The organism is Herbaspirillum seropedicae, assembly GCF_001040945.1.
Taxonomy (GTDB): domain Bacteria; phylum Pseudomonadota; class Gammaproteobacteria; order Burkholderiales; family Burkholderiaceae_D; genus Herbaspirillum; species Herbaspirillum seropedicae.
The window spans coordinates 1,245,878-1,263,532 of sequence record NZ_CP011930.1 but is presented as its reverse complement, the minus strand read 5'-3'; the positions used below and the strand labels follow the sequence as shown (position 1 = coordinate 1,263,532).

The following is a 17,655-nucleotide window of genomic DNA, read 5'->3' as shown; positions in this document are numbered from 1 at the left end:
CAGGCTTGAATGGAGAGAGAGGAGTCCCGTTTGCGATCCACGTTGTCCCGTCTGTCACGGCCCCTGATGGCCTGCGCCGCACTGGCGCTGGTCCTCTGCGGTGCTGCGCAGGCCCAGGCCCAGAATCAGACCCAGGCCGGTATGGCGGCCATGAAGAGCCGTTATGAAGAGCTGCAGGGCGAACTGAGCAACAATGCCTACCAGCGCCCGCTGTATCTCAATTCGCGTGAGCAGGACAGCACCGTCAAGGGCGATATCTACGCCGTGCTGGCCTATCCCTTTGCCCAGGTGCGCGAGGCGCTGGACGGTCCCGAACACTGGTGCGACATCCTGATCCTGCACCTCAACACCAAGTACTGCCGGCTGCTGCGCGAAGGCGGCAAGACCACCCTGCGCATGCAGGTCGGCAAGAAGACCGAGCAGGACCTCAACGACACCTACCGGGTCGATCTGCGCTACCACGGCGGGAGCAGCGCGGCGGAGTATTTCTCCTCCTCGATGCTGGCGGACAAGGGGCCGCTGGACACCTCCAACTATCGCATCGAGATCGAAGCCATCCCGCTGGACGAGCGCCGTTCCTTCCTGCATTTCAGCTATGCCTATTCCTATGGCATGGCCAGCAGGCTGGCCCTGCGCGCCTACCTGATGACGGTGGGACGCGACAAGGTCGGCTTCAGCGTCGTCAAGCGTGACGCCAACGGCCAGGCGCAGTATGTCTCGGGCAGCCGCGCCACGGTGGAGCGCAACACCATGCGCTACTACCTGGCCATCGATGCCTACCTGGCCGCACTAGAGGCGCCCGCCGGCGAGCGGCTGGAGAAGCGCCTGGCAGCCTGGTATGGCGCGACCGAGCAATATCCCCGGCAGTTACATGAGCTCACGCGGGAAGAGTATCTATCGATGAAGCGCAAGGAAGTCGCACGGCAGCAAAAGCCGGGGAGTTAATGTCCACGATTGCCAACGACCGTTCGCCCTGCGCCTGTCGAAGGGCTGCGCCGCCGGTGAACCTTCGATACGCGGCTGCGCCGCTACTCAGGCCGAACGGGAGTCGAGTCATCCGGCAAATGACCAGCGTTGGCGTCAAGGAGCCGTTTACGCAATCACCCCGACCACCGTTCGACCTGAGTAGGCCCCGCAGGGGCCGTATCGAAGGCGCGCCGTCCGCCCCCCCCCCGATCAACAGCCTCAGGACAGACTTCGATACAGCGCCAAAGGATGGATCAGGTCGAACGTTATGCGGATTGCATGAGCCACTCACCCCTGCCCATCCGCCTGCTCCCGCAGCCATTCCAGGAACGCCGCCACCGCCGGCCGCCGCGCATGGTGGGCGGGATAGACGGCGAAGTGCGCCTTGACCTTGATGGCGCGCTCCAGCCCGAAGATGGGTTTCAGTTTCTTTTCCTCGAGGTGGCGCGCCGCCACAGTGGCGCTCTCCAGCGCCACGCCCAGTCCCTGCGTGGCCGCATCCAGTGACATCTGCGCCCGGTCGAACCGCACCGCGAACTGCTCGGGCGCCCGCACGTCCGCAAATTCCCCGAACCAGTCGGCCCACTGCACCACGCTGACATTGCTGCGGATGAGTTTCACGCCCAGCAGGTCAGCCGGCTTCCTGAGCCGGTATTCACGGATGAAGGCGGGGCTGGCCAGGGGCACGATGCGCTCTTCGAACAAGGGCTCCACCACCAGCCCCGGCCAGTTGGGAATGCCATAGCGGATATCGATATCCACCTCGCCCAGCTCGAAATTGCTCTGCGAATGCGCCGCCGACAGATTGAAGGTGATTTCCGGATAGCTGCGCGCAAAATCATTGAGCCGCGCCATCAGCCACAGACTGGCGATGCTGGGCGCGGAATGGATGTAGAGCGTGTTGCTGACGCCCTGGCGCACATCCATGGACGCCGCCGTGATGGCCGAGATCGCGCCCTGGATGCGCGCCAGGTAGGCCTCCCCTGCCGTGGTGATGCGCACGCCATGGGCGCTGCGCTCGAACAGCCGGATGCCCAGGTAAGACTCCAGCCGCGCCACCTGGTGGCTCACCGCCGAGGCGGTCAGATGCAGTTCGGCAGCGGCCAGCGCAAAACTCTTGCGCCGGGCCACCGCTTCGAAGGCCTGGAGGTTGGGCAAGGGCGGGAGAACGGCCATGGGCGGGCTCTGCAGCTAAGATGATGATCCGTCACTTTAACATGACGAGACTTCGCTTGTCGTCAGGCGAGGAAAGTCCGACCATGCGCATCAGAACAAAAACGGAGACAACGGTGCACAGCCTGGCGGCTGCATCGCCCCCTACGCATGCTGCGCCTGGCGCAGACACGCACCCGCTTTGTCTCCGGTGTTCCGCACATCAACGCAAACATCTGGAGAACACGACATGCTGCTCAAGGACAAGGTTGCCGTCATCACCGGCGGTGCAGGAATCAATGGTCTGGGTTACGCCACGGCGCGCCTGATGGCCGAGCAAGGCGCCCGCGTGGTGGTGCTGGACCTGGCCCAGGCCGATCCGGCGGCGGCCGCTGCGCGCATCGGCAGCCAGCATCTGGGCCTGGTGGCCGACGTGACCGACAAGGCTTCCTGCGAAACGGCAGCGGCGGCCATCCTCCAGCAGTTCGGCCGCATCGACATCCTGGTCAACAATGCCGGCATCACCCAGCCGGTCAAGACGCTGGAGATCACCGGCGCCGACTACGACCGCATCCTCGACGTCAGCCTGCGCGGCACGCTCTACATGTCGCAGGCGGTGCTGCCGGCCATGCGCGCGCAGCAGAACGGTTCCATCATCTGCATCTCCTCGGTGTCGGCCCAGCGCGGCGGCGGCATCCTGGGCGGTCCGCACTACTCGGCGGCCAAGGCCGGCGTGCTCGGCCTGGCCCGCGCCATGGCGCGCGAGTTCGGTCCGGAAGGCATCCGCGTCAACAGCATCACCCCGGGCCTGATCGGCACCGACATCATCAAGGGCAAGCTCACCGAAGAAAAGAAGGCCGAGATCGCCGAGACCATTCCGCTGGCGCGCCTGGGCCGTGCCGACGACATCGGCGGCGCCTGCGTCTTTCTGGGCAGCGACCTCTCACAATACTGCACCGGCATCACGCTGGACGTTAATGGTGGAATGCTGATTCATTAAACGCAGCTTAATGCTCGCACACGCCGGCCTGGCCGGCCTCTTTCCCGACATCAGAACAAACAGGAGACCAGACATGAACCAAGACAACAGCAAACCCGGCAAGACCAGCGTGAGCCGCCGCCAGCTGCTCAAGGCCGGCGCCGTGGGCGCGGCGCTGCCGCTGTTTTCCATCATGAGCCGTCCGGCCAATGCGGCCGAGTTCAACTACAAGTTTGCCACCGGCCAGGATCCGTCGCACCCGGTCAACAAGCGTGCGCAGCAGGCCATCGATCGCATCCGCGAAGCCACCGGCGGCCGGCTGGACATCAAGCTGTTCCCGGCCAACCAGCTCGGTTCGGATACCGACCTGATGTCGCAGATCCGCAATGGCGGCGTGGAATTCTTCAACCAGGCCAGCGTGGTGCTCTCCACCCTGGTGCCGGCGGCCGGCATCGTCAACACCGGCTTCGCCTTCCACGACTACAAGGAAGTCTGGCAAGCCATGGATGGCCCGCTGGGCGCCTATGTGCGCGCGCAGATCGAGAAGGTCGGCCTGTTGACCATGTCCAAGCCCTGGGATAACGGCTTCCGCCAGATCACCACCTCGACCAAGCCGATCAAGACCGCCGCCGACCTCAAGGGCCTGAAGCTGCGCGTACCGGCCGCACCGATGCTGACTTCGCTCTTCAGCGCATTGGGCGCGAGCCCGACGCCGATCAACTTCAACGAGGTCTATTCCTCGCTGCAGACCAAGCTGGTCGAAGGCCAGGAAAACCCGCTGGCCATCATCAGCACGGCGCGCCTGTACGAGGTGCAGAAGTTCTGCACCATCTCCAACCACGTCTGGGACGCCTACTGGATCCTGGGCAACCGCCGCGCCTTCGAAAAACTGCCCAAGGACATCCAGGAAATCGTGCGCCGCGAACTGGACAAGGCCGCCACCGACGAACGCGCCGACATTGCCTCGCTGTCCGGTTTTGCCCGCAACGATCTGCAGGGCAAGGGCGTGCAGATCATCGAAGCCGACAAGAATTCCTTCAAGGAAGCGCTGGCCCGTGGCAGCTTCTACAAGGACCTGCGCGCCAAGTTCGGCGATGACGCCTGGAAGCTGTTGCAGAACAGCGTAGGGAGCCTGGGATGAGCGCCCTGTCGCTGGAGCAGCCGGTGGCGGATGAGCGCTCGCTGGCTGCGCGCCTGGAACACTGGCTGGGCCTGGCCATCGAGATCCCCGCCGCGGCGCTGGTGGTGGGCGAGGTAGCGGTGCTGCTGGCGGGCGTGATCATGCGCTTCATCTTCAACAACCCCATCCCCTGGGCCGATGAACTGGCCTCCATCCTCTTCCTCTGGCTGGCCAATCTCGGCGCCGCCGTGGCCCTGCGCCGCGGTACCCACATGCGCACCACGGTGCTGGTGGGCTTCATGAGCGAACGCGGCAAGGCGTGGGCCGAAGCCCTGGCCATCATCGCACCGTGCGTGATGCTGCTGATCCTGATGCATCCGATGTGGGAATACGCCGAAGACGAAATGTTCGTGCAGACCCCTGCCCTGGGCTGGCCCAATACCGTACGCGCCGCCGCCGTGGCTGTCGGTGCGGCGCTGATGATCGCCCTCTCACTGCTGCGCATCTCGCGCCAGAAGCTGGTGGACCTGGTCGGCGTGCTGGCCCTGCTGGCGGTGGTGGCCGGGGCGATGTACCTCGGCGCGGCTTGGCTGCAGGCCATCGGCAACTGGAACCTGGTGGTGTTCTTCGGCCTGGTGCTGGCGGTGTCGGTGCTGCTGGGCATTCCCATCGCCTTTTGCTTTGGCCTGGCGACAGTGGCCTTCATGCTGACCGTGACCACCAGCCCGCTGGCGGTGGTGGCCGGACGTTTCGATGAAGGCATGTCTTCGCTGATCCTGCTGGCGGTGCCGCTGTTCATCCTGCTGGGCCATCTGGTGGAGATGACCGGCATGGCCAAGGCCATGGTGGACTTCCTGGCCTCGCTCCTGGGCCATGTGCGCGGTGGCCTCAACTATGTGTTGCTGGGCGCGATGCTGCTGGTGTCGGGCATCTCCGGCGCCAAGACCGCCGACATGGCGGCCGTGGCGCCGGTGCTGCTGCCGGAGATGAAGCGCCGTGGCAATCACGAGGGGGAGCTCATTTCGCTGCTGGCCGCTTCCGGCGCCATGGCCGAGACCATTCCGCCCTCGCTGGTGTTGATCACCATCGGGTCGGTGGCGGGCGTGTCGATTGCGGCGCTCTTCACCGGCGGCATCATGCCGGGCATCGTGCTGGCCGTGCTGCTGGCGATCCTGGCGCGCTGGCGCAGCGCCGAGATCATGGAAGGCATCCAGCGCGCCCCGGGCCGCGTGGTGCTGCGTACGCTCATCATCGCCCTGCCGGCGCTGCTGCTGCCCATCCTGATCCGCACAGCGGTGGTCGAAGGCGTCGCCACCGCCACCGAAGTCTCCACCATCGGCATCGCCTATTCGGTGGTGGCGGGTCTGCTGGTCTACCGCAAGTTCGACTGGAAGCGGCTCTATCCGATGCTGGTCGATACCGCAGCCCTGTCGGGCGCGATCCTCTTCATCATCGGCACGGCCACCGGCATGTCGTGGGCGCTGACGCAGTCGGGCTTCTCGCATGCGCTGGCCGAAGCCATGACCAGCGTGCCGGGCGGCAAGTATGGTTTCCTGCTGGTGTCCATCGCGGCCTTCATCGTGCTGGGCAGCGTGCTGGAGGGTATCCCCGCCATGGTGCTGTTCGCGCCGCTGCTCTTCCCGGTGGCCAAGGCCATTGGCGTGCATGAGGTGCATTACGCGATGGTCATCATCCTTTCCATGGGCGTGGGCCTGTTCGCGCCGCCCTTCGGTCTGGGCTACTACGCCGCCTGCACCATCGGCCGCGTGCATCCGGACGTGGCGGTCAAGCGCATCTGGCCTTACCTGGGTGCGCTGGTGGTGGGCCTGCTGATCGTGGCCTTCGTGCCTTGGTTCTCTATCGGTTTCCTCTGATCTTTTTCCGAACACACTCATCCACAAGCAAGGATTCGCAATGTCTGACAATTTGGCAAACCTGCGCGCCAGCGCATACCGCATCCGCCGCAATGCCGTGCGCATGGGCGAGGTCCAGGGCCAGGGCTACATCGGCCAGGCGCTGGGCTGGGCCGACGTGCTGGCCGTGGCCTACAAGCACGCCATGAGCCTGCGCCCGGACGACCCGCAGTGGAGCGGCCGCGACCGCTTCCTGCTCTCGCACGGCCACTACGCCATCGCCTTGTATGCCGCGCTGATCGAAGCCGGCATCGTCCCCGACGAAGAGCTGGACTCCTATGGCAGCGATGACAGCCGCCTGCCCATGTCGGGCATGGCCACCTATACGCCGGGCATGGAAATCTCCGGCGGCTCGCTGGGCCAGGGCCTGGCCATCGGCGTGGGCATGGCGCTGGGCCTGCGTTACAACAACAACCCGGCCTTTGTGTACAACTCCATGTCCGATGGCGAGCTGGATGAAGGCTCGACCTGGGAAGCCGCCATGGGCGCGGCGCATCACCAGCTGGGCAATCTGATCTGCCTGGTCGATATCAACAACCAGCAGGCCGATGGCCCCTCCGGCAAGATCATGGGCTTCGAGCCGCTGGCCGACAAATGGGCGGCCTTTGGCTGGTATGTGCAGCGCGTCGATGGCAACGACCTGGCCGCCGTAGTGCAGGCCTTCGACAACGCCCGCAACCTGAAGGACGCCAAGCCGCGCGTGATCCTGTTCGACACCCTGATGGGCAAGGGGGTGCCTTTCCTGGAGCAGCGCGAGAAGAACCACTTCATCCGTGTCGATCCGCCCGAATGGCAGCAGGCGCTGTCCATCCTCGACCAGTCTTATCAACAAGGAAGCCAAGCATGAACACCGTCGCAGACAAGAAACCGCGCCTGACCACCTCGGCCATGATCGCCTCCATCGCCGCCGAGGGGCAGCGCGTGCAGGCGGCCCCGTTCGGCAAGGCGCTGGTGGACTATGCCGCCGACCGTCCCGAGATCGTCGGCCTGACCGCCGACCTGGCCAAGTACACCGACCTGCACCTGTTCCAGAAGGCCTATCCCGAGCGCTTCTTCCAGATGGGCATGGCCGAACAGTTGCTCATGGCCGCCGCCGGCGGCATGGCCAAGGAAGGGCTGGTGCCTTTCGCCACCACCTATGCGGTCTTCGCCACCCGGCGCGCCTATGACTTCATCCACCAGGTGATTGCCGAAGAAAACCTGAACGTGAAGATCTGCTGCGCCCTGCCGGGCCTGACCACCGGCTACGGCCCCAGCCACCAGGCCACCGAAGACCTGGCGATGATGCGCGCCATCCCCGGCATGACCATCGTCGACCCCTGCGATGCGCTGGACCTGGAACAGGCCGTGCCGCAGATCGCCGCGCACCAGGGTCCGGTCTACATGCGCCTGGCGCGCGGCAATGTGCCGCTGGTGCTGGATGAATACGACTACCGGTTCGAGCTGGGTCGCGCCAAGGAAATCCGCGACGGCAATGATGTGCTGATCATCTCCAGCGGCTTCATGACCATGCGCGCGCTGGAAGTGGCCAAGGCGCTGGAAGCCGACAAGGTGAGCGTGGCCGTGCTGCACTGCCCGACCATCAAGCCCTTCGACGAAGCCACGGTAGTGGCGCAGGTCAAGAAGAAGAACCGTCTGGTGGTGGTGGCCGAGAACCATTCGGTGGTCGGCGGCCTGGGCGAGATCGTCGCCACCACGCTGATGCGCCACCGCGTGCAGCCGGCCGGCTTCCAGCTGGCCGGCCTGCCGGACGCCTTCCTGGACGCCGGCGCGCTGCCGACCTTGCATGATCGTTATGGGATCAGTTGCGAGGTGTTGGGAAGGCGGATCAAGGAGTGGTTGAAGTAAGCTCTGTGCACAAAAAAAGGAGACCTAGGTCTCCTTTTCGTCTTACCTCACAGCGCCGATCACTTACTTCAGCGTCAACACCCACTTCACCAGCTCACGCGCTTCGGCCTCGCTGACCTGGCCCTTGTTGGCCGGCATCGGCACTGCGCCCCAGACGCCGCCGCCGCCGTTGAGCACCTTCTGGGTCAGCTTGGCTTCGGCATCCTTCTGGCCGGCGTATTTCTTGGCCACTTCCTTGAAGGCGGGACCGACGATCTTGGCGTCCACCGAGTGGCAAGCCATGCAATTCTTGGACTTGGCCAGTTGGGCATTGGCCATGGCTTCGGCGGAAATGGCCGAACCGGCCACCAGGGTGGCGATCAACAACAGGTATTTCATGGAGGCTCCTCAGCTAGCGGTGAACGACGGGCCTGCGGCAAGGGTCTAGCCGCCGCTTTCGCAGGCGGGGCTATTCTACCCGGCTTCCCCGGACCGCCACTATCTGCCCGGACGTATATCTGTCATAGATCAAATCTCCTGCGCGATCGTCCCCCCAGCGCGGCGGCTTGTCGCTTGATATCGCGCGGGGATATCATGAGGGCCCGATTGATTCGGATCCGATATCAGCCATGTCCGACCTGCCCCGCCTGGAACTGCGCCAGCTGCGCTACTTTGCCGCCGTCGCCGAAGAGATGCACTTCGGCCGCGCCGCCGCCCGCCTGCACATGACCCAGCCACCGCTGTCGCAGACCATCGCTGCGCTGGAAGAACTGCTGGGCACGCCGCTGTTCCAGCGCACCAAGCGCAGCGTGGCGCTGACCGCGGCGGGCGCAGCCCTGCTGCCGGAAGCCCAGCGCCTGCTGCAGCAGGCCGCCGCCCTGCCCGACCTGGTGCGGCGCGCCGCCAGCGGGGCGTCGGGGCTGTTGTCCCTGTCCTTCATCTCCAGCGCCGACTACAGCATCCTGCCGCCGCTGCTGCAGCGTTTCCGCGCCCACTACCCGCAAGTGCAGATCGAACTGCGCGAAGCCACCACCGACGTCCAGCTGGAAGACCTCCTGCAAGGCAAGATCGACGCCGGCCTGCTGCTGCCGCCGCTGCCCGAAAAGGCGGCCGCCCTGCTGGAGGTGCGGCCGGTGCTGTCCGAACCGCTGATTGCAGCGCTGCCCGAGGGCGCGGTCAGGAAGCGCGGACCGGTGTCACTCAAGAGCCTGCGCGAGCTGCCGCTGATCATCTTCCCGCGCCGCATCGCGCCGGCCTTCCATGACACCATCCTGTCGTGCTTCCGCGATGCCGGGGTGACGCCCCATATCGGCCAGGAAGCCATCCAGATGCAGACCATCGTCGGTCTGGTGTCGGCTGGCATGGGAATGGCGCTTGTGCCACAATCCGTGTCGAACCTGAAACGCCCGGGTGTGGACTACCGACGGCTGAGCGACCCGGCCCCGGCCATCCAGACCAGCCTGGCCTGGCGGCGCGACAGTCCCTCCAGCGTCCTGCGGGCGCTGCTGGAACTGCTGGACGAGCCGGCCTGAGCGCTCCTCCCGCGCGCCGGGAAGCCCTGTGCGAACTTGCGCTGCCCACCGCGTTCCAATCGCCGTCCCGCCCAACAACAGAAAGATCAAACTCATGCTCGTCCACCCCATGCCCGACCCGATCGCCGTCCACATCGGGCCACTGGCCGTCCACTGGTATGGCCTGATGTACCTGCTGGCCTTCGCCCAATTCATCGCGCTGGGCCGCCTGCGCATCAAGCAACCGCACATCGCCGCCGTCGGCTGGAAGAAGGAAGACCTGGACGACATGCTCTTCTATGGCGTGCTCGGAGTGGTGCTGGGCGGGCGGCTGGGCGAGATCCTGTTCTACAACCCGGCCTATTACTTTGCCCATCCGGCCGACATGATCGCGGTCTGGAAGGGTGGCATGTCCTTCCACGGCGGCTTCCTGGGCGTGATGCTGGCGATGTACCTGTGGGGCCGCAAGCGTGGTCGCAACCTGATGGACATCATGGATTTCATCGCCCCGATGGTGCCGCTGGGCTACGCCGCGGGCCGCCTGGGCAATTTCATCAATGCCGAACTGCCGGGCCGTCCTGCCGATCCCTCGCTGCCCTGGGCCATGATCTGGCCCAATGTGGACAACATCCCGCGCCATCCCTCGCCCATCTACCAGATGCTGGTCGATGGCATCCTGCTGTTCATCATCCTGTGGATCTTCTCGCGCCACTCCCGGCCGCGCATGGCGGTGGCGGGCATGTTCTCGCTGCTGTATGGCTGCGCGCGCTTCTTCACCGAGTATTTCCGCGTGCCGGACTATGAGGTGCACTTCGGCGGCATCACCATCTCGGCCGGGCAGATGCTGTCGGTGCCGATGATCGTGCTGGGGATCATCTTGCTGGTGCTGGCCTACAGGCTCAGGCAGCAGGCGCAGGCGCCTGCGGAACCAGCCTTGGCGGGCAAGAAGTAATCCCGTCTTGCGCATGAAAAAGGGCGGTACCGATGATTCGGTACCGCCCTTTTCTTTTCTGCATCCACCGCCCGTTCGGATTGAGTCGCCGCGCAAGCAGCGTATCGAAAGCGCGCCTTCGATACGCGGCGATGCCGCTACTCAGTGCGAACGGTAGTCATTGCATCTGCGTAATTAACCGTTACGCAACCGTTAAGCAGTCGTCAGGCAGCCGTCAAACCTTCTTCAACGCACTGGCCGCCTTGGCAATCTCGGTGATCTTGTCCCAGTCACCCGCCTCGATGGCCGCCTTGGGGGTCAGCCAGGAGCCGCCCACGCAGACCACGTTCTTGCAGGCGAGGAACTGCGGCGCGGTCTCTTGCGTGATGCCGCCGGTCGGGCAGAAGGACACGTCGGCCAAGGGACCGGCGATGCCGTTGAGCATGCCCACGCCGCCGGCCGGCACGGCCGGGAACAGCTTCAACTGACGGAAACCCGCTTCGCGCGCGGCCATCACTTCGGAGGGCGTCATCACGCCCGGCAGCAAGGGCAGGCCGCTGCGCTTGGCGGCTTCGATCAGCGCGGGCGTGAGGCCCGGCGAGACGCCAAAGACCGCGCCCGCATCACGCGAAGCGGTGAACTCTTCGGGCGAGGTCAGCGTGCCCACGCCGACGATGGCGTCCGGCACCGACTCGGCAATGGCACGGATGGCCGGCAGGCCATGTTCGGTGCGCAGGGTGATTTCCAGCACGCGGATACCGCCTGCGACCAGGGCGCGCGCCAGCGGCACGGCGTGTTCGAACTTGTCGATGGCGATCACCGGGATGACCGGCGAGGCGCGCATGATTTCCAGTGTGGTCTTCATACCGTGACTTTCTCTTTCTCAAAAATCGGCGGCAGGCCGAAGGTGGCGCCGCCCTCTTCTGCGGTTCCCACCGCGTTGCGGAACAGGCTGAACAATTCGCGGCCCATGCCATGCTGGTTGCCCGACAGGTCGCTGCTGTCCTGGCTGCGTGCCGCCCATTCGGTGGCGTCGACCTTGGCTTCGAGCGTACCGGCCTCGGCATCGAGGCGGATGATGTCGCCGTCGCGCACCCGGCCCAGTGGACCTCCACCCAGCACTTCCGGTGTGACATGGATGGCTGCCGGTACTTTACCCGATGCACCCGACATGCGGCCATCGGTAACCAGCGCTACGTGACGGCCCTTGTCCTGCAGGATGCCCAGCGCTGGCGTGAGCGCATGCAGCTCGGGCATGCCGTTGGCGCGCGGGCCCTGGAAGGTGATTACGGCGACGAAGTCGCGGTCCAGCTGGCCAGCCTTGAAGGCGGCCATGAAAGCCTCCTGCGAATGGAATACCACGGCGGGCGCTTCCACCACGCGATGCTCGGGCTTGACTGCCGAGATCTTGATGACGGCGCGGCCCAGGTTGCCCTGCAGCAGCTTCAAGCCACCGTCGGCGGCGAAAGGCTTGGCCACCGTGCCGAGCACGCCCTCGTCGCCGCTCTGCGCGGGGGCGTCGTGCCAGGTGACGATGCCGGGGCGGCCATTCTCGCCCTCGGCGGCCAGCATCGGCTCCTTGCAGTGCTGGCGCAGGCCCTGGCCGAGGATGGTGGTGACGTCGTCATGCATGAGGCCGGCATCGATCAGCTCGCGCAGCACGAAGCCGGTGCCGCCGGCAGCATGGAAGTGGTTCACGTCAGCCGTACCGTTGGGATAGATCTTGGTGATCAGCGGCACCACGGCCGAGAGCTTGTCGAAGTCGTCCCAGTCGATCACGATGCCGGCCGCCTTGGCGATGGCGACCAGATGCAGGGTGTGGTTGGTGGAGCCGCCGGTGGCGTGCAGCGCGACGATGGCGTTGACGATGGACTTTTCGTCGATCATGCGGCCCACCGGGGTGTATTGCGTACCGAGGTCGGTGATCTTGGCGGCCTGCTTGGCGGCCGCTGCGGTCAGCGCATCGCGCAGCGGGGTATTGGGGGTGATGAAGGCCGCGCCCGGCAGGTGCAGGCCCATGGCTTCCATCAGCATCTGGTTGCTGTTGGCGGTGCCGTAGAAGGTGCAGGTGCCAGCGCCGTGGTAGGACTTGGATTCGGCTTCCAGCAGCTCGGCGCGGCCGATCTTGCCGGCAGTGTAGAGCTGGCGGATCTTGACCTTGTCGCTGTTGCTCATGCCGCTGGTCATGGGACCTGCCGGCACGAACACGGCCGGCAGGTGGCCGAAGTGCAGCGCGCCGATCAGCAGGCCCGGCACGATCTTGTCGCACACGCCCAGGTAGAGCGCAGCGTCGAACATGTTGTGCGACAGCGCGATGGCGGTGGCCATGGCAATGGCGTCGCGCGAGAACAGCGACAGTTCCATGCCGGCCTGGCCCTGGGTGACGCCATCGCACATGGCCGGCGAGCCGCCGGCGAACTGGGCCACCGCACCGGCTTCACGGGCGGCGTCCTTGATGATCTGGGGGAAGCGCTCGAACGGCTGGTGCGCCGAGAGCATGTCGTTGTAGGCCGAGACGATGGCCAGCGAAGGCGCCTTGTCTTCCTTGAGCTTGAGCTTGTCGTTGGCGGGGAAGGCGGCGAAGCCGTGGGCCAGGTTGGTGCAGGCCAGCGCGCCGCGCTGTGCGCCCTTGCGGCGGGCCGCTTCCAGACGTTCGAGGTAAGCGGTCCGGTAGGGACGGCTACGTTCGGCGATGCGTTGGGTGACGCTGGCTAAGGTAGCGTTGAGAGGCATTGTCGGGTTCCTGTTAGCGTTAACAATGTAATTTTACTACACAATTTTCAACGAATGAAATCATACACTTAGAGCACTGCAACATGCCGCAACCATGCGTTTTTTCATTGGCCTTACAAAATCTGCGCAAAAAGCCGTATCAGTCTGGATTACCGGGCGGCGACGGTGCTGGCGCAACGATGTAACGACGACGTCATAAACTGTAGTGAAATTACCATTTTGTCGAAAATGATGTATAGTCCAATCGTTGCACCAAGAAAGACCAAGACTCGCGGCCGCCCGCCCATCCTTGCCAGCCAGCAAGCTGCTGCCTGGTCCGCAGGCCCGGCCCGACCGCCAACCGACACCAGACCATGCATACCACTGCACTGACCGACACGGCCGCCTTCAAGGCCTTGCAACACCATCATGCCAAGGCCGTCACCTGGCACATGCGCGAACTCTTCGCGCAACAGCCCGACCGTTTCGAGCGCATGCATGTACGCGCTGCCGGCCTGCTGCTGGACTATTCCAAGAACCGCATCGAGTCCGAGACCCTGGCGCTGCTGATGAGCCTGGCGCGCGAGCGCGGCGTGGAAGCGCTACGCGAGGCCATGTTCCGGGGCGAGAAGATCAACTTTACCGAACATCGCGCCGTGCTGCACACGGCCTTGCGCGCACCGGCCCAGGCCTGTGATGCACAAGTGGACGGACAGCCTGTGAGCCAGGAGGTTCATGCGGTGCTGGATCATATCCGCGATTTTTCCGAGCGCGTGCGCAGCGGCGCCTGGCGCGGCTACACCGGACGCGAGATCACCGACATCGTCAACATCGGCATCGGCGGTTCCTTCCTGGGCCCGCAGATGGTCTGCACGGCCCTGCGCAACTACCGCCACGCACGGCTGACTACGCATTTCGTCTCCAACGTGGACGGCCATGACCTCGATGAGGTGCTCTCCCGCGTCGATCCCGAGACCACTCTCTTCATCGTCGCCTCCAAGACCTTCACCACGCAGGAGACCATGCTCAACGCCAAGTCGGCGCGGGCCTGGTTCCTGCGCCATGGCCAGCAAGCCGATCTGGCGCGTCACTTCGTGGCCGTGTCCACCAATGCCGCCGAGGTGGAATCCTTCGGCATCGACCCCGACAACATGTTCCCCTTCTGGGATTGGGTCGGCGGACGCTATTCGGTGTGGTCGGCTATTGGCCTGCCCATTGCGCTGCTGATCGGCTTTGAGCATTTTTCAGCCTTCCTGGCCGGCGCCCATGCGATGGACCGCCATTTCCGCGACGCGCCGCTGGAAGCCAACATGCCCGTCATCCAGGCCCTGATCGGCATCTGGAACCGCAACTTCTTCAACAGCGAATCGCTGTCGGTAGCCCCTTACCACCAATGGCTGCGCTATTTCCCGGCCTACCTGCAACAGCTGGACATGGAGAGCAACGGCAAGCGCATCACCCGCGACGGCACGCCGGTGGGTGTAGCCACCTGCCCCTTCATCTGGGGCGATGTCGGCACCAACGGCCAGCACGCCTTCTTCCAGTTGCTGCACCAGGGCACCAATGTGACGCCCATCGATTTCATTGCCGTGCTCAAGCCCTCGCACGGCATTGATGAGCACCAGGATGTGCTGCTGGCCAACTGCTTCGCCCAGTCCGAAGCCTTCATGCGCGGCAAACAGGCCGATGAGGTGCGCGCCGACCTGGAACGCCAGGGCGTGGACGCTGCGGAACTCGCCGCGCTGTTGCCGCACAAAACCTTCGACGGCAACCGTCCCAGCAATACCCTGTTGCTGCCGGAACTGAGCCCGCATGCGCTGGGTGCGATGATTGCGCTCTATGAGCACAAGACCTTCGTGCAAGGCGCCATCTGGGGCATCAACAGTTTCGACCAATGGGGCGTGGAGCTGGGCAAGGTGCTGGCCAAGACCATCCACGGCGAGTTGCGCAGCGAACCCAACCCAGCCTTGCACGACGCCTCCACCAACGCCTTGATCGCGCTGGCGCGGCAGGCAAGGCAAGCAGACCAGCAGCACTGAACACGTAGCAGAGCGCAGCGGCACGCCGCGCCTTGATCAACGAAGACGACGCACAAGAGACAAGAGAATCCACACCATGGCTATTTCCGATTTCGATCTGGTTTTGTTTGGCGGCACCGGCGACTTGTCGATGCGCAAGCTGCTGCCCGCCCTGTACGCCCGCGACCGCGCACGCGACCTGCCGCCTGAGGCGCGCATCGTCTGCCTGGGCCGCGATGAAAAGACCCGCGAGGAATTCATCCAGATCGTCGAGAAGGATTCCAAACCCCACGTGCCGGCGGCCAATCTGGACAAGGCGGTCTGGGAACGCTTCTGCAACCGCCTGCAATACGCCTCGGTCAATGCCAAGGATGGCGCCAGCTTTGTCCACCTCAAGGAAGCGCTGCGCGACACCGAAGGCCTGGCGCGCGTGTTCTACCTGGCCACACCGCCCAGCCTGTTCGCCTCCATCTGCGAGAACCTCTCCAAGGGCGGCCTGGTGACGCCCGCTTCGCGCGTGGTGCTGGAAAAGCCGCTGGGCCGCGACCTCGCCAGCGCGCGCGACATCAACGCCCAGGTTGGCCGTTACTTCCAGGAATCGCAGATCTTCCGTATCGACCACTACCTCGGCAAGGAAGCGGTGCAGAACCTGCTGGCGCTGCGCTTTGGCAATGTGCTGTTCGAACCGCTATGGCGCCGTGAGTGGATTTCGGATGTGCAGATCACCATCGCCGAAGAGCTCGGCGTGGGTGGCCGCTTCGACTACTACGACACCTCCGGCGCGCTGCGCGACATGCTGCAGAACCACCTGCTGCAACTGCTGTGTATCGTCGCCATGGAGCCTCCGGTATCGAACTCGGCCGACGCCGTGCGTGACGAAAAGCTCAAGGTGCTGCGTTCGCTCAAGCGCTTTACCCCCACCACGCTGGCCATGAACGTGGTGCGCGGCCAGTACCGCGCCGGCCACGTCAATGGCGTGGCCGTGCCGGGCTACCGCAAGGAAGCCGACGCCAATCCCGACTCGCGCACCGAGACCTATGTCGCGGTCAAGGCCGAGATCGACACCTGGCGCTGGGCCGGCGTGCCCTTCTACCTGCGCACCGGCAAGCGCATGGCCGATTCGCTGGCCGAGATCGTGGTGCGTTTCAAGAGCGTGCCGCACTCCATCTTCGCGCACCAGAACGATACGCCCAACTGCCTGGTGATCCGCCTGCAGCCCGATGAAGGCCTGCACATGAACCTGATGGCCAAGCAGCCCGGCGACGGCATGCGCCTGCGTCCGGTAGAGCTGGAACTGGACTTCCGCGAGAAATTCAAGACCCCGCGCATGGATGCCTATGAGCGCCTGCTGCTGGACGTGCTGCGCGGCCACCTGACCCTGTTCATGCGCAGCGACGAGCTGGAAGCCGCCTGGGAATGGGTCGAGCCCATCCTCAACCACTGGGACCAGCAGGAGGCCGATCCGGTCCCCTACAACGCCGGCACCTGGGGCCCGGCGGCGGCCAGCGCCCTGATCGGCCGCGACGGCCTGCAATGGCGCGAAGAAGCGCTGCCGGAAGTCTGAGGCCGGCTGCGCCAGACCGCTAGACCGATAGACCATCATGTCCATGCTGCTCGACTCCATCCGCACCCACATCAACTCCCTCTCCAAGTCGGAGAAGAAGGTGGCGGCGACCATCCTCGCCAATCCGCAGTTGGCGCTGGCGGAGAACCTGACGGCGCTGGCCAAGAATGCGGAAGTGTCGGAACCGACCGTGATCCGCTTCTGCCGCGCCATCGGCTATGAGGGCTGGCATGACTTCAAGCTGAAACTGGCGCAGAGCCTGGCCCTGGCCCTGCCCGGCGCCGACGAGACGCTGGCCCAGGACGACCTGGCCGCCGACCTGGTCAACAAGATCTGCAGCCGCTCCATCAATACCCTGCTGGACCTGCGCAACCACCTCAATCCGGACGCCATCCAGCTGGCCCTGGACGTGCTGGCGCGGGCCAACAAGATCGAGTTCTACGGCCAAGGCACCTCCGGTATCGTGGCCAACGACGCCCAGCACAAGTTCTTCCGCTCGGGCGTGCCCACGGTGGCCTATTCCGACCCGCACATCCACAGCATTGCCGCCTCGCTGTTGAAAGCTGGCGACTGCGTGGTGGCCATCTCGCAGCGCGGCGGCAATGCCGCCCTGCTGCGCTCGATCCAGCTGGCCCGCAAGGGCGGCGCCGACATCATCGTGCTGGGTCCGTCGGGTACTCCCCTGGCCGAACTGGCCACGGTGCTGGTGCCCATCGACCTGTCCTTCAACATCGACCCCTATACCCCCATCTCGGCGCGCCTGGCGCACCTGGTGGTGATCGACATCCTGGCGGTGGGACTAGCCCTGCGACGCGGGCCGGAATTCCGCAAGAAGATGCAGAACGCGCAGAAGTCGCTGCAGAAATTCGACATGCAGTTCGATTCCTTCTTCCGCTGATGCGCCAGCTCAACTGTCAGCCATTGCCCGACAGACAAGCCGCCGCGATTGCGTACAATGCTGA

At 64.8% G+C, this 17,655-nt stretch carries 15 protein-coding genes; 11 read left to right on the top strand and 4 right to left on the bottom strand.

The annotated features are described in order from the left end of the window. The first annotated feature begins 9 nt into the window (after positions 1-9). Positions 10-945, top strand: coding sequence for a hypothetical protein (locus ACP92_RS05545; RefSeq protein ID WP_013233139.1), 936 nt, complete (start codon positions 10-12; stop codon positions 943-945). A 309-nt stretch (positions 946-1,254) separates the two neighbouring features. On the opposite strand, the gene ACP92_RS05540 is transcribed toward ACP92_RS05545, so the two are convergent. Beyond that, positions 1,255-2,142, bottom strand: a complete 888-nt coding sequence (locus tag ACP92_RS05540; RefSeq protein ID WP_013233138.1) for a LysR substrate-binding domain-containing protein — start codon at positions 2,140-2,142, stop codon at positions 1,255-1,257. Positions 2,143-2,368: 226 nt separating this feature from the next. Between ACP92_RS05540 and ACP92_RS05535 the strand changes: the two genes are divergently transcribed. From ACP92_RS05535 to ACP92_RS05515, 5 genes are all read left to right on the top strand, one after another. Next, a complete protein-coding gene (locus ACP92_RS05535; RefSeq protein ID WP_013233137.1) occupies positions 2,369-3,118 on the top strand; it encodes an SDR family NAD(P)-dependent oxidoreductase in 750 nt (249 codons plus the stop codon). Positions 3,119-3,191: 73 nt separating this feature from the next. Further along, a complete protein-coding gene (locus tag ACP92_RS05530; protein WP_013233136.1) occupies positions 3,192-4,238 on the top strand; it encodes a TRAP transporter substrate-binding protein in 1,047 nt (348 codons plus the stop codon). Next, on the top strand, positions 4,235-6,091 hold the full coding sequence (locus ACP92_RS05525; RefSeq protein WP_013233135.1) for a TRAP transporter large permease: 1,857 nt from the start codon (positions 4,235-4,237) through the stop codon (positions 6,089-6,091). Before ACP92_RS05530 ends, ACP92_RS05525 begins: the two co-directional genes overlap by 4 nt. A 40-nt stretch (positions 6,092-6,131) precedes the next feature. Continuing rightward, complete coding sequence (locus ACP92_RS05520) at positions 6,132-6,977, top strand: transketolase (protein WP_013233134.1); 846 nt, start codon at positions 6,132-6,134, stop codon at positions 6,975-6,977. After that, a complete protein-coding gene (locus tag ACP92_RS05515; protein ID WP_013233133.1) occupies positions 6,974-7,978 on the top strand; it encodes a transketolase family protein in 1,005 nt (334 codons plus the stop codon). Before ACP92_RS05520 ends, ACP92_RS05515 begins: the two co-directional genes overlap by 4 nt. A gap of 63 nt (positions 7,979-8,041) precedes the next feature. Here ACP92_RS05515 and ACP92_RS05510 read toward each other — a convergent pair whose 3' ends face one another. Further along, entirely contained in the window at positions 8,042-8,356 is a 315-nt protein-coding gene (locus ACP92_RS05510; protein WP_013233132.1) for a c-type cytochrome, read from the bottom strand. Between the two features lie 230 nt (positions 8,357-8,586). On the opposite strand from ACP92_RS05510, the gene ACP92_RS05505 reads away from it, so the two are divergent. Both ACP92_RS05505 and lgt read left to right on the top strand, forming a co-directional pair. Next, the gene (locus tag ACP92_RS05505) at positions 8,587-9,489 is read left to right on the top strand and encodes a LysR family transcriptional regulator (RefSeq protein WP_013233131.1); all 903 of its coding nucleotides are present in this window, start codon (positions 8,587-8,589) and stop codon (positions 9,487-9,489) included. A 94-nt stretch (positions 9,490-9,583) separates the two neighbouring features. After that, positions 9,584-10,420 carry a prolipoprotein diacylglyceryl transferase gene (gene lgt / locus ACP92_RS05500; protein WP_013233130.1) on the top strand — a complete coding sequence of 279 codons (837 nt, stop codon included), beginning with the start codon at positions 9,584-9,586 and terminating at the stop codon, positions 10,418-10,420. Positions 10,421-10,634: 214 nt separating this feature from the next. On the opposite strand, the gene ACP92_RS05495 is transcribed toward lgt, so the two are convergent. Beyond that, positions 10,635-11,264, bottom strand: coding sequence for a bifunctional 4-hydroxy-2-oxoglutarate aldolase/2-dehydro-3-deoxy-phosphogluconate aldolase (locus tag ACP92_RS05495; protein ID WP_013233129.1), 630 nt, complete (start codon positions 11,262-11,264; stop codon positions 10,635-10,637). Further along, positions 11,261-13,132: a phosphogluconate dehydratase gene (edd, locus tag ACP92_RS05490; protein ID WP_013233128.1), complete on the bottom strand. Its 1,872-nt coding sequence runs from the start codon at positions 13,130-13,132 to the stop codon at positions 11,261-11,263. The genes ACP92_RS05495 and edd overlap by 4 nt, the downstream gene beginning before the upstream one ends. A 353-nt stretch (positions 13,133-13,485) precedes the next feature. On the opposite strand from edd, the gene pgi reads away from it, so the two are divergent. The 3 genes from pgi (at position 13,486) to ACP92_RS05475 (ending at position 17,591) form a co-directional block, all read left to right on the top strand. Next, entirely contained in the window at positions 13,486-15,150 is a 1,665-nt protein-coding gene (pgi, locus tag ACP92_RS05485; protein WP_013233127.1) for a glucose-6-phosphate isomerase, read from the top strand. Positions 15,151-15,226: 76 nt separating this feature from the next. Next, positions 15,227-16,693, top strand: coding sequence for a glucose-6-phosphate dehydrogenase (gene zwf, locus ACP92_RS05480; RefSeq protein WP_013233126.1), 1,467 nt, complete (start codon positions 15,227-15,229; stop codon positions 16,691-16,693). Between the two features lie 43 nt (positions 16,694-16,736). Then, the gene (locus tag ACP92_RS05475) at positions 16,737-17,591 is read left to right on the top strand and encodes an SIS domain-containing protein (RefSeq protein WP_034310514.1); all 855 of its coding nucleotides are present in this window, start codon (positions 16,737-16,739) and stop codon (positions 17,589-17,591) included. The last annotated feature ends 64 nt before the right edge of the window (positions 17,592-17,655 follow it).

What these genes read in the sequence shown, in the direction of transcription:
- ACP92_RS05545 (WP_013233139.1), top strand. Translation starts at nt 10, where the DNA reads ATGGAGAGAGAGGAGTCCCGTTTGCGATCCACGTTGTCCCGTCTGTCA.
- ACP92_RS05495 (WP_013233129.1), bottom strand. Translation starts at nt 11,264, where the DNA reads ATGAAGACCACACTGGAAATCATGCGCGCCTCGCCGGTCATCCCGGTG.
- pgi (WP_013233127.1), top strand. Translation starts at nt 13,486, where the DNA reads ATGCATACCACTGCACTGACCGACACGGCCGCCTTCAAGGCCTTGCAA.
- ACP92_RS05530 (WP_013233136.1), top strand. Translation starts at nt 3,192, where the DNA reads ATGAACCAAGACAACAGCAAACCCGGCAAGACCAGCGTGAGCCGCCGC.
- zwf (WP_013233126.1), top strand. Translation starts at nt 15,227, where the DNA reads ATGGCTATTTCCGATTTCGATCTGGTTTTGTTTGGCGGCACCGGCGAC.
- ACP92_RS05505 (WP_013233131.1), top strand. Translation starts at nt 8,587, where the DNA reads ATGTCCGACCTGCCCCGCCTGGAACTGCGCCAGCTGCGCTACTTTGCC.
- ACP92_RS05525 (WP_013233135.1), top strand. Translation starts at nt 4,235, where the DNA reads ATGAGCGCCCTGTCGCTGGAGCAGCCGGTGGCGGATGAGCGCTCGCTG.
- ACP92_RS05535 (WP_013233137.1), top strand. Translation starts at nt 2,369, where the DNA reads ATGCTGCTCAAGGACAAGGTTGCCGTCATCACCGGCGGTGCAGGAATC.
- edd (WP_013233128.1), bottom strand. Translation starts at nt 13,132, where the DNA reads ATGCCTCTCAACGCTACCTTAGCCAGCGTCACCCAACGCATCGCCGAA.
- ACP92_RS05475 (WP_034310514.1), top strand. Translation starts at nt 16,737, where the DNA reads ATGCTGCTCGACTCCATCCGCACCCACATCAACTCCCTCTCCAAGTCG.
- ACP92_RS05540 (WP_013233138.1), bottom strand. Translation starts at nt 2,142, where the DNA reads ATGGCCGTTCTCCCGCCCTTGCCCAACCTCCAGGCCTTCGAAGCGGTG.
- ACP92_RS05520 (WP_013233134.1), top strand. Translation starts at nt 6,132, where the DNA reads ATGTCTGACAATTTGGCAAACCTGCGCGCCAGCGCATACCGCATCCGC.
- lgt (WP_013233130.1), top strand. Translation starts at nt 9,584, where the DNA reads ATGCTCGTCCACCCCATGCCCGACCCGATCGCCGTCCACATCGGGCCA.
- ACP92_RS05515 (WP_013233133.1), top strand. Translation starts at nt 6,974, where the DNA reads ATGAACACCGTCGCAGACAAGAAACCGCGCCTGACCACCTCGGCCATG.
- ACP92_RS05510 (WP_013233132.1), bottom strand. Translation starts at nt 8,356, where the DNA reads ATGAAATACCTGTTGTTGATCGCCACCCTGGTGGCCGGTTCGGCCATT.